Raw genomic sequence first — 13,637 nt, 5'->3', positions numbered from 1 at the left:
AACGAACCCGCCCTCTGCGGTCAGCATGCAGGGGGCGGGTTCGGATGTGAGGGGCTGGGTCGGCGGATCAGCCGCCGATCGCGACGTTGGTGGTCGATACCGGCTCGTCGTAGATCGCGGCGATCTCGTCGGCGAAGTCGTTCATGATGACGTTGCGCTTGATCGACAGCTTCGGCGTCAGGTGGCCGGAGGCCTCCGTCCACTCGCTCTCGAGGATCGTGAACTTGCGGATCGACTCCGCCCGCGAGACCCGGGTGTTCGCGGCATCCACCGCGCTCTGCACCTCTGCACGGACCGCCTCGCTCTTCGCGGCCTCGGCGAGCGGCATGTCCTTGTCGAGGCCGTTGTTGGCGAGCCAGGTCGGCAGCATCTCGGGATCGAGGGTGACGAGCGCCGAGATGAACGGGCGCTGATCGCCGACGACGACGACCTGGCCGATGATGGGATTGGCGCGAATGGGGTCCTCGAGCGCGGCGGGGGCGACGTTCTTGCCGCCGGCGGTCACGATGATCTCCTTCTTACGGCCCGTGATGGTCAGGAAACCCTCGGAGTCGAAGCTGCCGATGTCACCCGTGCGGAACCAGCCGCCGTCGCTGAAGGCCTCGGCCGTGGCCTCGGGGTTGTTCCAGTACTCGCGGAAAACATTGATGCCGCGCACCTCGATCTCGCCGTCGTCCGCGAGACGCACCCCGACGCCGGGCAGAGCGGGGCCGACCGTGCCGATCTTCGACTTGTCAGCCAGGTTCACGGTCGCCGGCGCGGTGGTCTCGGTGAGGCCGTACCCTTCGAGGATCACGACTCCGAGGCTGTGGAAGAAGTGGCCGAGGCGCGAGCCGAGCGGTGCGGATCCGGATACGGCGTAGACGACCCGGCCGCCCATGGCCTCGCGCAGCTTGCCGTAGACGAGCTTGTTGAACAGGGCGAACTTCAGGCGCATGCCGAACGGGATGCTCTTGCCCTGCTCCAGCAGCTTCGAGTGCTCGATCGCGACGTCGGCGGCGGCACGGAAGATCTTGCCCTTGCCCCCTGCCTCGGCCTTCTGCTCGGCGGAGTTGTAGACCTTCTCGAAGACGCGCGGAACCGCGAGGAGGAACGTCGGCTTGAACGAGCCGAGCGCCGGGAGCAGCTGACGCGTGTCGGGCTGGTGCCCGGTGCGGACACCCGCGTGGACGTTGAGGATCGAGATGAAGCGAGCGAAGACGTGCGCGGTCGTGATGAACAGCAGGGTGGACGACCCGGGCGTCTGCACGACCTCGTCCAAAGCCTTGGCGGAGTTGCGGGCGAGTTCGACGAAGTTGCTGTGCGTGAGAACGCACCCCTTCGGGCGACCGGTGGAGCCCGAGGTGTAGATGAGGGTCGCGATGTCGGAGCCGACGGCGATGCCGCGCAGCCGCTCGATCTCTTCGTCGGCCACGGATGCGCCCTGCGCGGTGAGTGTGTCGATCGCTCCCAGGTGCAGCTGCCAGACCTCGCGCAGCAGCGGCAGGTCTCCGCGCACCTCGTCGACGCGGGCGAAGTGCTCCGGCGACTCGACGAGCAACGCGATCGCGCCGGAGTCCTCGAGGATCCACTGGATCTGGGCGGGCGAGCTGGTCTCGTAGATCGGCACCATGACCGCGCCCGCGTAGAACAGGGCGAAGTCGACGAGCGACCACTCGTACGTCGTGCGTGCGAGGAAGCCCACCTTCTCGCCGGGCTGGATGCCGGCGGCGACGAAGCCCTTGGCCAGTGCGATCACCGCTGACTGGAAGTCGGACGCCGAGATGTCGCGCCATCCGCCGTTCTCCGGAACGGCGAACAGGGGGCGGTCGGGGGTGGCCTTGACGCGCTCGACCAGCAGATCGGAGATGTTCGCGTCGGGGTCGGCGGGGACGACGGCGGGGACTTCAAACTGGACCACGGCAGCTCCTTCGGTACCGGTCGGGCACGGGGTTGCCCCCGAGTCTAAGGCATGGGACCGGGTCGCATGAAGCATGGAACTCAGTCGCCCCGGGCTCGTCGTGAAAGTCCGACTCCGACCGGGGCGGACGCGGCGCTAGACTTCACATCGATGTTCTACTGGCTGATGAAGTACGTCGTGATCGGCCCCGTGGTCAAGGCGGTGTTCCGCCCCTGGATCGTGGGGCGCGGCAATGTGCCCCGGACCGGAGCGGCGATCCTCGCCAGCAACCATCTGTCGTTCGCGGACTCGATCTTCCTGCCCCTCATGATCGACAGGTCGATGTCGTTCCTCGCCAAGAGCGACTACTTCACCGGCCGCGGCCTCAAGGGCTGGGCGACGAAGTTCTTCATGAAGGCCACCGGTCAGATCCCGATCGACCGCTCAGGGGGAAAGGCCTCCGAGGCCTCGCTCAACACCGGTCTGCAGGTACTCGGGGGAGGCGACCTCCTCGGCATCTACCCGGAGGGGACGCGCAGCCCTGACGGCAAGCTGTACCGCGGCCGCACGGGTCTCGCTCGCATGGCGCTCGAGGCGAAGGTTCCTGTGATCCCGGTCATCATGGTCGACACGGACACGGCGATGCCGATCGGACAGCGTCTGCCGCGGGTCGTGCGCGTCGGCATCGTCATCGGGGAGCCCCTCGACTTCTCGCGGTACGCGGGGATGGAGAACGACAGGTACATCCTCCGCTCCGTCACGGACGAGATCATGGTCGCGCTGCAGAGACTCGGCGAGCAGGAGTACGACGACGTCTACGCGTCGACCGTCAAGGACCGTCTGCCGACGCGCGTCACACGACGCTCCTGAGGCGTCTGGGCTCCCTCGTGCCCAGTAGGCTGGGAGCCATGCTCCAGCACCACATCGACGCGCTCGACGCGTGGCGTTCGCTCCCGATCAAGCAGCAGCCGCAGTGGCCGGACGCCGAGCGCGTGGCCGAGGTCTCCGCTCAGATCGCAGCGCTCCCGCCCCTGGTGTTCGCCGGTGAGGTGGACAACCTCCGCGATCGGCTCGCGCGCGCCGCGTCAGGGCAGGCATTCCTGCTCCAGGGCGGGGACTGCGCCGAGACGTTCGCCGGCGCCACCGCCGACCAGATCCGCAACCGCATCAAGACGGTGCTGCAGATGGCGGTCGTGCTGACGTATGGCGCCTCGATGCCGATCGTGAAGATGGGCCGCATGGCGGGGCAGTTCGCCAAGCCCCGCTCCAGCGACACCGAGACCCGCGGTGACGTCACTCTGCCCGCGTACCGAGGCGACATCGTCAACGGCTACGACTTCACCGAGGGATCGCGCCAGGCCGACCCGGGCCGCCTGCTCCAGGGCTACCACACGGCAGCATCGACCCTGAACCTCATCCGCGCTTTCACGCAGGGTGGCTTCGCCGACCTGCGGGAGGTGCACTCCTGGAACAAGGGCTTCGCACAGAACCCGGCCAACCAGCGCTACGAGCGCATGGCTGCCGAGATCGACCGTGCCATCAAGTTCATGGAGGCCGCGGGCGCCGACTTCGACGAGCTCAAGCGCGTCGAGTTCTTCACCGGCCACGAGGGCCTGCTGATGGACTACGAGCGTCCGATGACCCGGATCGACTCGCGCACGGACACCCCGTTCAACACGTCGGCTCACTTCCTCTGGATCGGAGAGCGCACGCGTGAACTCGACGGGGCGCACGTCGACTACTTCTCGAAGATCCGCAACCCCATCGGTGTGAAGCTCGGCCCCACGACCACGCCCGAGACGGCGCTCGCGCTCATCGACAAGCTGGACCCGAACCGCGAGCCCGGCCGGCTGACGTTCATCACGCGCATGGGTGCGGGCAAGATCCGCGACGCGCTGCCGCCGCTGCTCGAGGCCGTTCGCGACTCCGGGGCTCAGCCGCTCTGGGTCACCGACCCCATGCACGGCAACGGCATCACGACCCCGACCGGCTACAAGACGCGTCGATTCGACGACGTGGTCGACGAGGTCCGCGGCTTCTTCGAGGCGCACCGCGCAGTGGGCACGTTCCCCGGCGGCATCCACGTCGAGCTCACGGGCGACGACGTCACCGAGTGCCTCGGCGGTTCCGAGCAGATCGACGAGGCTGCGCTGGCCACTCGCTACGAGAGCCTCTGCGACCCGCGTCTCAACCACATGCAGTCGCTCGAGCTGGCGTTCCTCGTGGCCGAGGAGCTTGAGAAGCGCTGACGACAGCATCCACACGACCAAGGCCCTCCCCGGATCGGGGAGGGCCTTGGTCGTCTGTCGTGGACGATGGATGCCGTTCAGCCGCTGAGCTGGATGGAGAGCTTGACCGTGCCGCCGCGGGGGAGCTGCTTGTCGGCCCCTGGATCCTGCGCCGTGACCTTCGCCAGATCGGCGAATCCGGGCAGGTCACCCCAGGCGGCATAGGTCGCGGTGAAACCGGCGCCCTCGATGATCCGCTTGGCCTCGACCAGCGTCTTGTCGGTGACATCCGGTACCGGGAACAATTCCGGGCCTTTCGAGACGATGAGCTGCACGGTGTCGCCGGGACGCCAGTTGCCCTCTTCCGCACGGTCGGACACTCCGATGACGAGGTCCTTCTGTAGCTTCTCGCTGAACGCGTAGACGATCTCAGGCGAGACCTGCAGCTGCTTGTCCGTGAGTGTCGTCGTCGCCTGGTCGACCGACATCCCGCTGACGTCGGGGAACGGGCCGGCCGAGACGTAGAGTTCGACGGAGTCGTCTTCGAGCAGATCGCAGCCGTCGCCGCAGCCGTAGACCTCTCCGCCGTCGCGCGGGGTCACGAAGGCGTTGATGACCCGCCCGGCTTCGGCGTCGGAGAAGAGGAGGAGGGGCTGGTCCGCGACGTTGACCTTGATGTCGGCGAGGTAGTCCCGCGCCTCCTGCTCGGTCTTGCCGTTGAGGGCTTCGGCGGTATGACTGGCCGGGCCGATCGAGATGATCACCGTGACCTCGGCGCCCTTGTCGAGACGCTGACCCTCCTCGGGGTCGGTGCGGATGGTCTGGTCTCTCGCGACCTCGATCGAATTCTCCTCACCGCGGACCGGGACGAAGCCCTCCTCGGTGAGAGTCGACGCCGCCTCGTCATAGGTGAGTCCCGCGACATCGGGCACGGCGACGAGAGAGCCGGGGCCGGAGCCGAACCACCAGCCCACGCCGCCCGCGACGGTGGCGAGCAGCAGCACGAGGGTGAGGAGCAGCGCGCCACGTGCGCGTCGGCGCGACGAGCGCCGGCGCAGCAGCGTCGCGTTGTCGACCGCCTGCGGGGTCGGTGCCGCGGGGTCGGAGAGCACCATCGTGCTCGGCATGATCTTGGTGAGCTCAGCGGAATCCGCCTGCGAGCGCTGAGGCGCGGTCGCCGCCGCGACCGCGGGGGCGATACCCAGGTCGCGTTCGATGTCGCGCAAGCGTTCGAGCATCTGCTGGGCGTCGTCCGGTCGCTCGTCCGGCGACTTCTCGGTGGCCCACAGCACGAGCTCGTCGAGCTGCTCGGGTACGGCCGGGTTCCGGACGCTCGGTCGGGGGACCGACTCCGTCGCGTGCTGGAACGCGATCTGCATGGGCTGCTCGCCCTTGTACGGCTGCTCGCCGACGAGCATCTCGTACAGCATGATGCCGAGGGCATAGATGTCGCTGCGGGCGTCGGCCGTGCCGCGGGTGACGAGCTCGGGCGCGAGGTACGCGATGGTGCCGAGCAGCTGCTGGCCGGTCGCCGTGTTGGCGGTGGTCGCGCGGGCGAGACCGAAGTCGCCGATCTTGATGCGGCCGTCCTCCGCGAGGAGCACGTTCTCGGGCTTCACGTCGCGGTGCACGATGCCGGCGCGGTGCGCGGCGGACAGTCCCGCGAGCACGGCGTCCATGATGGTGATCGTCTGCGGAACCGTCAGCCGCCTCTGCTCGCGGAGCAGCTCGCGCAGAGTGATGCCCGGAAGGTACTCCATGACCAGGTAGGCCAGCTCGCCGTCCTGCCCCTGATCGAAGACGTTGACGACGTGCGGGTCGGCAAGACGGGCGGCAGCCCGAGCCTCCTGGATGAAGCGGCTCTGGAACGACGAGTCATCGCTGAGGTGCGCGTGCATCACCTTGAGGGCGATGCGACGCTCGAGACGCAGGTCGGTCGCGACGTACACGGTGGCCATGCCGCCGCGGGCGATCCGAGCGCGGACCCGGTACCGACCGTCGACAAGCCGCCCGATGAGGGGGTCGGCCTGCTGATTGGTCGTCACGTCAAGATTCTATTGATGACTGCCTGAAAGCTCGGGGAGCGGCTCGCCCTCTGCTCCTGCGCGTTTGCCCGGAACAGGCTCATCCGTACTGCGCGAGCCACTGGTACGCCTGGGTCTCCCAGAGTCCGTAGCGCTCGGGGTAGGCGGAGATCTGCACGGCCTGCGCGGCATCCGTGAAGCGCATCGACTCCCAGCCGGGGATGTCGAGCAGGCCGCGAGTTGACTGACCATTGGGGTCGCCGGCGCCGCCGAAGAACACGCGTGTGCTGCGGTCGGCGTCGAGGATCTGCTCCGCAGACCCCCATCCGGTGCTCGGGCGCTGCTGGAAGAGGCCGAGCGAGTCACGGTCACCCCAGGAGAGGTTGCGCATGCTCGACTCGACCATCGCGGTCGCGAGTCCGATCGCGATCGCGCGATCCGAGACGCCGAGCTCTCTGCCGATGCGGATGATCAGGGCTGCGTTTCCGACCTGCTCGGCGTCCAGCGCCGCAGCGGACTGCGAGGACGCGGCCTGCGCCGGCACCGGAGTTGCCGCCGGTGCCGGCGCCGGGGCTCCGGCGACGGCGATGCTCTGCCCGGGATAGATGATCGACCCCGTGGACAGGCCGTTGAGGGCGAACAGCGCGGCCGTGGTCGTGCCGTACTTCTGGGCGATGCCGAACAGCGTGTCTCCCGCGGCCACGACATGGGTCTGCGTCGCGGCCGGAGGCGGGGGAGTCGCGGGCGGTGCGGCGGCGGGCGCGGGGGCGCCGGAGACCGCGAGAGTCTGGCCGGGGTGGATGATCGAGGAGTGCGTGAGGCCGTTCGCCGCGAGCACGGCGTCGACCGTGGTGCCGTACTTCTGCGCGATGCCGTAGACCGTGTCGCCGCTGACGACGACGTGCGAGGCGCCCGCGGGCGCGGTGGTGACCGACACCGGAGCCGCAGGGGCGGCGGTCGTCCCGCTGAGGGTCAGCGACTGGCCGGGGTAGATGACCGATCGCCAGGTGAGCCCGTTCCAGGCGAGGACGTCGACCGTGCGGAGACCGTGCTGTCGAGCGATCGACGAGACGGTATCGCCGGGCTGTACCACGTAGCTGGCGGGCGTCGTGGTCGCGGGGACGATCCGGCCGGGACCCTGCATCCGTTCTATCGGGACGGTCGTGTCGGCCTGCGCCGGAACGACCGCGAGGGGTCCGGTGAGGGATCCGATCACCGCGGCGGGCACCCCGATCTGCAGATATCGGGCGCGACGGCGTGCGAGTGGCTGTCTCAAGGCTTCCCCCTTGTTCGGCGTCTGCCTACGCTGACACGGGTGTAGACAGAAGTCAACAAGAGTGACGCATGTGACGGAAGTGATTCTGACAGTGCGCGAGCGGCCGGCTCGAGGAGATGAGATAGTGAACAGCGTGTCTGAGCAGTCTGAGAACCACCTTCCCGAGAACGGCGCCACCCCGACCGAGTGGCTGACGATGCCCGACCTGGTCGAAGTACTCGGCGAGCCGCTCGGCCGCGTCCGTCGGCTCATCGACGAGCACTACCTCATCGGGTCGCGCCGCTCCGGCGTCTTCGCCGTGCCGTCGGTGTTCATCGTGGACGGTCACCCGCTCTCGTCGCTCCGCGGGACCGTCATCGCGCTCCAGGATGCGGGCTTCACCGACGACGAGGTCGTCGACTGGCTCCTCGCCGACGAGGACACCCTCGGTCGTTCGCCGATCGCCGCGCTGCTCGCCGGCCATAAGAGCGAGGTCCGTCGCATCGCGCGCACCCTCGCCTGACCCGCGGCGTGAGGTCGTCGGCTTCTCGGGATCAGGCCGCGCGCACCGTCGCCGCGCGGGCGAGGTCGCGCAGGTCTCCGACGGCGGCGTTGTCGAGACGTGCGCCCGAGAGCGCACGGTCGGCCTCCTTCGCGTAGTCGTCGATCATCGCCTCCACGCGCTCGAGGGCTCCGGACTCGGAGATCGTCGCCTGCAGAAAGCCGATCTGCTCGGGGGTGAGCTCGGGGTCGCCGAGCATCTCGTCGAACAGGTTGCGCGCAGAGATGTCGAGCGTCTGCCTGGTCAGCGCGACGAGAACCGTGCGCTTCCCCTCCCGGAGGTCGTCTCCGGCCGGCTTCCCGGTGACGGCCGCATCGCCGAACACCCCGAGCACGTCGTCGCGGAGCTGGAACGCCATGCCCACCGGGTGCCCGAACGAACGCAGCGCGCGCAGCTGCTTCGCATCGGCCTCCGCCACCGCCGCGCCCAGCACGAGCGGCTGCTCGATGCTGTATCTCGCCGACTTCAGCGACACCACCCGCAGGGCGCGTTCGACGTGCGACTCGGTGGCGTTCACACTCCATGCCGACTCCTCGGCGATGTCGAGGAACTGACCGACCGTGACGTCGCGCCGCATGCGGGCATACTCTCGGCGCACGGTCGCGGCATGCGGAAGGGAGGCGACGGCCTCCTCGAACAGATCGTCGCTCCAGGCGACGAGCAGATCGCCGAGCAGGATCGCCGACGAGCGGCCGAACGCAGCGGCGTCGCCTGTCCATCCGGCCGCGCGGTGCGACGCCTCCAGCGCGCGGTGCGCCGCCGGACGTCCGCGACGGGTGTCGGAGTTGTCGATGATGTCGTCGTGCACGAGCGCGGCGGATTGGAAGATCTCCAGCGCCGCGCACACGTCCCAGAGCGGATCGTGCTCGCCCGCTCCACGGTCGCGGTGACGGGCCACAGCTCGCCACCCCGCGTGGCAGAAACGCGCACGCAGCCGCTTCCCGCCGACGAGGGTGTCGGCACCGGACTCGACGAGGGCCGCGGCATCCGGTCCGTAGACGATCGCCTCCGCGCGCATCCTGTCGAGGAACGTCTGCAGGCGGGCGGCCACCGCATCGGGCACGAGGGGAGGGGTCGGCACGACTCCCAGCATACGTAAAGCCAATGAGGGGCCCGCTCACTAGCCCGCGACCTCATACCGCGCGTAGAATGAGGAGACCATACCCGAGGGGGACGAAATGCCACTCTCCGAACAGGAGCAGCGTCTGCTCGACGAGATGGAGCGCCATCTCCTCCACAACGACGCCGATGTCGTGAGTGCGCCGTCAGGCGACCGAGCACTCAGCTATCGCAATCTCGTCTACGGGGCGCTTCTGCTCCTCGCCGGTGTCGGCGGGTTGATCGTGGGTGTCATCCTCGGCGACGTATGGGGTGTCGTGGTGGGAGTCATCGGCTTCGCCGCCATGCTGGGGGGCGTGATGCTCGCCGTCACCCCCGTGCGACGCTCGACCTCATCGACGCCGACCGAGCGCGCCCCGAAGAGGGCGCGCGGATCGGCCTCCTTCATGGACCGCATGAACGATCGCTGGGATCGCCGCCAAGACGGTCGCTGACCTCGTCTCCTTCTCGAAGGCCCGGATGCTCTGAGCATCCGGGCCTTCGTCATTTCCGGACGCTGTCGTGGAATCTCCTCCACTTGTCCTCCACCGTCCTCCACTCCACGATTCCCGCGTCATTCCGCGTCCCTCTCGCCGTGCCCTGAGGCTCCTGCGCGCTTTCGCGACCTCTCCGGACAATTCCCCATAGGTTTGTGGAGGAAAGTGGAGTAAAGTGGGGCGCACCTCGAAGTTGGCCGGACGAAGAGGGGGTGATGGCCGATGCTGCTGGGTACGCACTCTCCGAAGCTGGACGACAAAGGGCGGGTCATCCTCCCTGCGAAGTTCCGCGAAGACCTCGGTGGCGGCATCGTCGTCACACGTGGCCAGGAGCGCTGCCTCTACGTCTTCAGCACGGCCGAGTTCGAGGCGATGCACGAGCGGATCCGTCAGGCACCGCTCGCCAACAAACAGGCGCGCGACTTCATGCGCCTGTTCCTCTCCGGAGCCAGTGCGGAGATGCCCGACAGCCAGAACCGCATCACCATCCCCGCGCACCTCCGGCAGTACGCGGGCCTGCAGAAGGAGCTCATCGTCACCGGAGTCGGCGCGCACGCCGAGATCTGGGATGCCGAGAGCTGGAACGCCTACCTCGCCGCCGGCGAGGAGTCCTACGCCGACCTGGAGCAGGAGGTGATTCCGGGACTGTTCTGATCACGGCTGTGATGCCCCGCCGCTCCCGCCCCGACACACTTCCCCGGTGCCGGGTCGAGAAGCGGAGGGGGATCAGGGCCCTGGTCTCCGAGACAGAGGTCACCCGAGAAAGATCATGAACCTCCGCGACATCCACACCCCGGTCCTGCTCGAACGCTGCATCGAGCTGCTCGCCCCCGCCCTCCAGCGCGACGGGGCGATCCTCGTCGATGCCACTCTCGGCATGGGAGGGCACTCCGAGGCGCTCCTGGAGCGGTTCCCGAACATCCGTCTCGTCGGCCTCGACCGCGACACCGACGCCCTGCGCATCGCGGGGGAGCGTCTCGCGCGCTTCCGCGATCGCATCACCCTCGTCCACACCGTGTACGACGAGATCGGACTCCACGCGCAGGGAGCGTCCGGCATCCTCTTCGACCTCGGTGTCTCATCCCTGCAGCTCGACGAGGCGGATCGCGGATTCGCGTACTCGAAGGATGCCCCGCTCGACATGCGCATGGATCAGACCAAGGGCCTGACCGCAGCCGAGGTCATCGCCCTGTACAGCGAGGGCAACCTGCGCCGCATCTTCGAGCGCTACGGCGAGGAGAAGCTCGCCGGCCGCTACGCCCGTTTCATCATCGAGGCTCGTCAGCAGAAGCCCATCACGCGATCGGGAGAGCTGGTCGACATTCTCATCGCGGCGACACCCGCCGCTGCGCAGCGTGCCGGCCATCCTGCGAAGCGCGTCTTCCAAGCCCTGCGGATCGAGGTCAACAGCGAGCTCAGCGTGCTCGCAGACGCGATCCCCTCCGCCATGGACTCCCTCGCGCTCGGAGGCCGGATCGTCGTGATGTCGTACCAGTCCCTCGAGGACCGACTCGTGAAGCAGGCGTTCGCGGCGGGCGCCGCCTCCACGGCGCCGAAAGGCCTCCCGGTCGAGCTGCCCGAGCACGCACCGCGCTTCCGCATCATCACCCGCGGAGCGGAACTGGCCGACGACGACGAGCGGGCACGCAATCCCCGCGCGATCCCCGTGCGCCTGCGTGCCGCGGAGAAGGTGCGTGACGCATGAGTCTTCCCGCAGCAGCCCGGCCACGGACCGTCGAGAGGGAGTCGCCGGCACGCGCTCCGCGTCGACAGCTCCAGCCCGTCACCAGCGCGCCGAGGCGTCGTAAGCCCAAGCTGGCGTACGCGCTCGTCGCCCTCGCCGGCGCCATGGCGATCGGCGCGGCGCAGATCGGTCTGTCGCTGGCCATCACACAGGACTCGTTCCTGCTCGCCAGCCTCACCTCGCAGCAGCACGACCTCGACCTCCGCACCGACGCGCTGCAGGAGGACCTGACGGGTCTCAGCTCTCCGCAGGCGCTGGCGACGGGGGCGGCATCGCTCGGGATGGTCGTCGCAGGCACCCCCTCGTATCTCCGTCTCAGCGACGGCGCCATCTTCGGTCAGGGGACGGGCGCCGGCGGCATGTCGACGATCGACCCCAACGGCGCAGGAGCGGTCGGGAACGCGCTGCTCCAGGCCCCCGTCACCGAGACGGCGACGGATGATGCCGCCTCCGACGCCGCGGCGGGACAGACGCAGCAGGAACTGCCACCGGCGATCACAGACGGCCTTCCCAGCCCCACGACGCGCTGAATCCACCACCACGATCTGACGGAGAGAGTCCATGACGACACGAGCCACCCGGACGCCGCGGCGACGCACGGTCGTCGCACTGGCCGTGATCCTCTCGATCCTCGCCGCGTTCATCGTGCGCCTCGTCGACATCCAGATCGTCCGCGCCGACGAACACGTGTCGCAGTCGCTCGAGTTCATCTCGCACGGCACCACGATCTACGGTGACCGTGGGTCGATCGTGGACTCGGACGGCAACGTGCTGGCCGAGAGCGTGGCCGTGTACGACGCCAACGTCGACCCGAAGGTCATGAACCTGCTCGAGACGGACGACAAGAATCCGCCGAAGATCCCATGGGCGGAAGCCGCGCAGCGGATCGCCGAGATCACGGGCGTGGACGCCGAGGCTCTCCGCACGGGAGTCGAGGCGCAGCACGCCGCCGACCCCGAGTCGCAGTGGTACCAGGTGAAGACGGGCCTCAACGCCGAGCAGTACATCCAGCTCAAGGAGCTCAAGGCGGAGGGCGTGAAGTATCTGCACTTCGAGGAGCGCGAGACCCGGGTGTATCCGAACGGCGCGGTCGCCGGCAACGTCGTCGGCTTCCTCGACGGCACCGGGGCGGCGCAGGCAGGCGTCGAGAAGATGGACGACAGGTGCCTCGCGCCGACGAACGGCGAGGAGAGCTACCGCACCGGCAAGGACGGAGTCATCATCCCGGGCAGTGAGAGTCGGACGGATGCCGTCGACGGCGGCACCGTGCAGCTGACGATCAACAGCGACCTGCAGTGGTACATGCAGCAGATGATCGCGGAGGAGGCGCAGACGCAGGGCGCCAAGGGCGGCACGGTCACGGTGGTCGAGGTCTCGACGGGCAAGATCCGCGCCGCCGCCGAGTGGCCGACCATGGACCCGAACGATCTCAACGCCTCGAGCTCGGACACCTGGGGCAGCAAGCTCTTCACCTACCCGTTCGAGCCGGGATCGACCTTCAAGGCCGTGACCGCGGCAGCCGTCATGGAGAACGGGGGCGTCACGATGACGAGTCCGACCGTCTCCGCATCCTCGAAGGAGAAGTTCCCGAACGGCGCCGTGATCAACGACGCATTCGTGCATCCGACGTTCCAGTACACGCTCGCGGGCGCGCTCATCGACTCGTCGAACGTGGCACTGTCGAAGTTCGGCACCATGGTGAGCCCCGATGTGCGCCACGACTATCTGCAGCGCTTCGGCGTCGGCGAGACGACCGTCGGCTTCCCCGACGAATCGTCCGGCCTCCTGCACCCCACGGATCAGTGGGACAACCAGTCGCTGTACACGACGACCTTCGGGCAGTACTTCACCGTGACCGCTCCGCAGCTCGCGGGCGCCTACCAGGCGATCGCGAACGGCGGAGAGAAGATCGGCCTCTCGCTGGTCGAGTCGTGCACGGCGCCGGACGGCTCGGTGGTCACCCCCGACGCACCGAGTCGTGAGCAGATCATCCAGCCTCAGACGGCGGCGGATCTCACCCGGATGCTCGAGAACGTCGCGGTGCAGGGTGGGAACGCCGAGCGCATCCAGGTTCCCGGCTATCGCGTGACCAGCAAGACCGGTACCGCGCAGATCCCGGACGGCAACGGCGGCTACAAGCAGGGCGTGTACTACACGAGCATGGTGGGTTTCGCGCCCGTCGACGATCCGCAGTACGTCGTCGTCGTGACTCTCGATGAGCCGACTAGAGTTACATCATCCGCGGCGACCGCGTCGGCCTTCCAGAAGGCGGTGACGCAGACCATGAAGACGTACCGCGTGATGCCGTCCTCCACCCCGATGGACGCACTGCTTCCCAAGTTCGAATGAT

The 13,637-nt window shown here is 68.2% G+C and carries 12 protein-coding genes; 8 read left to right on the top strand and 4 right to left on the bottom strand.

Translation table 11 applies throughout. The annotated features are described in order from the left end of the window. Nucleotides 1-67: 67 nt before the first annotated feature. Entirely contained in the window at nt 68-1,900 is a 1,833-nt protein-coding gene (locus M3195_RS15290; protein WP_251588839.1) for an AMP-dependent synthetase/ligase, read from the bottom strand. Nucleotides 1,901-2,050: 150 nt separating this feature from the next. On the opposite strand from M3195_RS15290, the gene M3195_RS15285 reads away from it, so the two are divergent. Both M3195_RS15285 and M3195_RS15280 read left to right on the top strand, forming a co-directional pair. Then, entirely contained in the window at nt 2,051-2,749 is a 699-nt protein-coding gene (locus M3195_RS15285; RefSeq protein WP_251588838.1) for a lysophospholipid acyltransferase family protein, read from the top strand. Nucleotides 2,750-2,787: 38 nt separating this feature from the next. After that, nucleotides 2,788-4,128: a class II 3-deoxy-7-phosphoheptulonate synthase gene (locus tag M3195_RS15280; protein ID WP_251588837.1), complete on the top strand. Its 1,341-nt coding sequence runs from the start codon at nt 2,788-2,790 to the stop codon at nt 4,126-4,128. 77 nt (nt 4,129-4,205) lie between these two features. Here the strand turns inward: M3195_RS15280 and pknB are convergent, their stop codons facing one another. Then, the gene (pknB, locus tag M3195_RS15275; RefSeq protein ID WP_251588836.1) at nt 4,206-6,152 is read right to left on the bottom strand and encodes a Stk1 family PASTA domain-containing Ser/Thr kinase; all 1,947 of its coding nucleotides are present in this window, start codon (nt 6,150-6,152) and stop codon (nt 4,206-4,208) included. 79 nt (nt 6,153-6,231) lie between these two features. Continuing rightward, a complete protein-coding gene (locus M3195_RS15270) occupies nt 6,232-7,407 on the bottom strand; it encodes a muramidase family protein (protein ID WP_251588835.1) in 1,176 nt (391 codons plus the stop codon). A 133-nt stretch (nt 7,408-7,540) separates the two neighbouring features. Between M3195_RS15270 and M3195_RS15265 the strand changes: the two genes are divergently transcribed. Beyond that, nucleotides 7,541-7,909 (top strand): Rv2175c family DNA-binding protein, encoded by a 369-nt coding sequence (locus tag M3195_RS15265; RefSeq protein WP_374209332.1) that lies wholly within the window; start codon nt 7,541-7,543, stop codon nt 7,907-7,909. Between the two features lie 31 nt (nt 7,910-7,940). On the opposite strand, the gene M3195_RS15260 is transcribed toward M3195_RS15265, so the two are convergent. Continuing rightward, a complete protein-coding gene (locus M3195_RS15260; protein WP_251588833.1) occupies nt 7,941-9,041 on the bottom strand; it encodes a polyprenyl synthetase family protein in 1,101 nt (366 codons plus the stop codon). 85 nt (nt 9,042-9,126) lie between these two features. Here M3195_RS15260 and M3195_RS15255 point away from each other — a divergent pair, with 85 nt between their 5' ends. The 5 genes from M3195_RS15255 (at nt 9,127) to M3195_RS15235 (ending at nt 13,636) form a co-directional block, all read left to right on the top strand. After that, nucleotides 9,127-9,501, top strand: coding sequence for a DUF3040 domain-containing protein (locus M3195_RS15255; protein WP_251588832.1), 375 nt, complete (start codon nt 9,127-9,129; stop codon nt 9,499-9,501). A 264-nt stretch (nt 9,502-9,765) separates the two neighbouring features. Continuing rightward, complete coding sequence (mraZ, locus tag M3195_RS15250) at nt 9,766-10,197, top strand: division/cell wall cluster transcriptional repressor MraZ (protein ID WP_067120554.1); 432 nt, start codon at nt 9,766-9,768, stop codon at nt 10,195-10,197. A gap of 115 nt (nt 10,198-10,312) precedes the next feature. Next, the gene (rsmH, locus tag M3195_RS15245) at nt 10,313-11,248 is read left to right on the top strand and encodes a 16S rRNA (cytosine(1402)-N(4))-methyltransferase RsmH (protein ID WP_251588831.1); all 936 of its coding nucleotides are present in this window, start codon (nt 10,313-10,315) and stop codon (nt 11,246-11,248) included. Further along, nucleotides 11,245-11,817 (top strand): hypothetical protein, encoded by a 573-nt coding sequence (locus M3195_RS15240; RefSeq protein WP_251588830.1) that lies wholly within the window; start codon nt 11,245-11,247, stop codon nt 11,815-11,817. Before rsmH ends, M3195_RS15240 begins: the two co-directional genes overlap by 4 nt. A 31-nt stretch (nt 11,818-11,848) precedes the next feature. Further along, a complete protein-coding gene (locus tag M3195_RS15235; protein WP_251588829.1) occupies nt 11,849-13,636 on the top strand; it encodes a peptidoglycan D,D-transpeptidase FtsI family protein in 1,788 nt (595 codons plus the stop codon). Nucleotide 13,637: the final 1 nt, after the last annotated feature.

The sequence above is a fragment of the Microbacterium hydrocarbonoxydans genome (assembly GCF_023715885.1).
In the GTDB taxonomy this organism is placed as follows: domain Bacteria; phylum Actinomycetota; class Actinomycetes; order Actinomycetales; family Microbacteriaceae; genus Microbacterium; species Microbacterium hydrocarbonoxydans_C.
The sequence above is the reverse complement of the archived record's forward strand: the minus strand, read 5'-3'. Positions and strand labels throughout refer to the sequence as shown.

Coding starts and splice junctions, on each gene's coding strand:
- M3195_RS15285 (WP_251588838.1), top strand. CDS start 2,051: ATGTTCTACTGGCTGATGAAGTACGTCGTGATCGGCCCCGTGGTCAAG.
- M3195_RS15280 (WP_251588837.1), top strand. CDS start 2,788: ATGCTCCAGCACCACATCGACGCGCTCGACGCGTGGCGTTCGCTCCCG.
- M3195_RS15260 (WP_251588833.1), bottom strand. CDS start 9,041: ATGCTGGGAGTCGTGCCGACCCCTCCCCTCGTGCCCGATGCGGTGGCC.
- M3195_RS15255 (WP_251588832.1), top strand. CDS start 9,127: ATGCCACTCTCCGAACAGGAGCAGCGTCTGCTCGACGAGATGGAGCGC.
- mraZ (WP_067120554.1), top strand. CDS start 9,766: ATGCTGCTGGGTACGCACTCTCCGAAGCTGGACGACAAAGGGCGGGTC.
- rsmH (WP_251588831.1), top strand. CDS start 10,313: ATGAACCTCCGCGACATCCACACCCCGGTCCTGCTCGAACGCTGCATC.
- M3195_RS15240 (WP_251588830.1), top strand. CDS start 11,245: ATGAGTCTTCCCGCAGCAGCCCGGCCACGGACCGTCGAGAGGGAGTCG.
- M3195_RS15235 (WP_251588829.1), top strand. CDS start 11,849: ATGACGACACGAGCCACCCGGACGCCGCGGCGACGCACGGTCGTCGCA.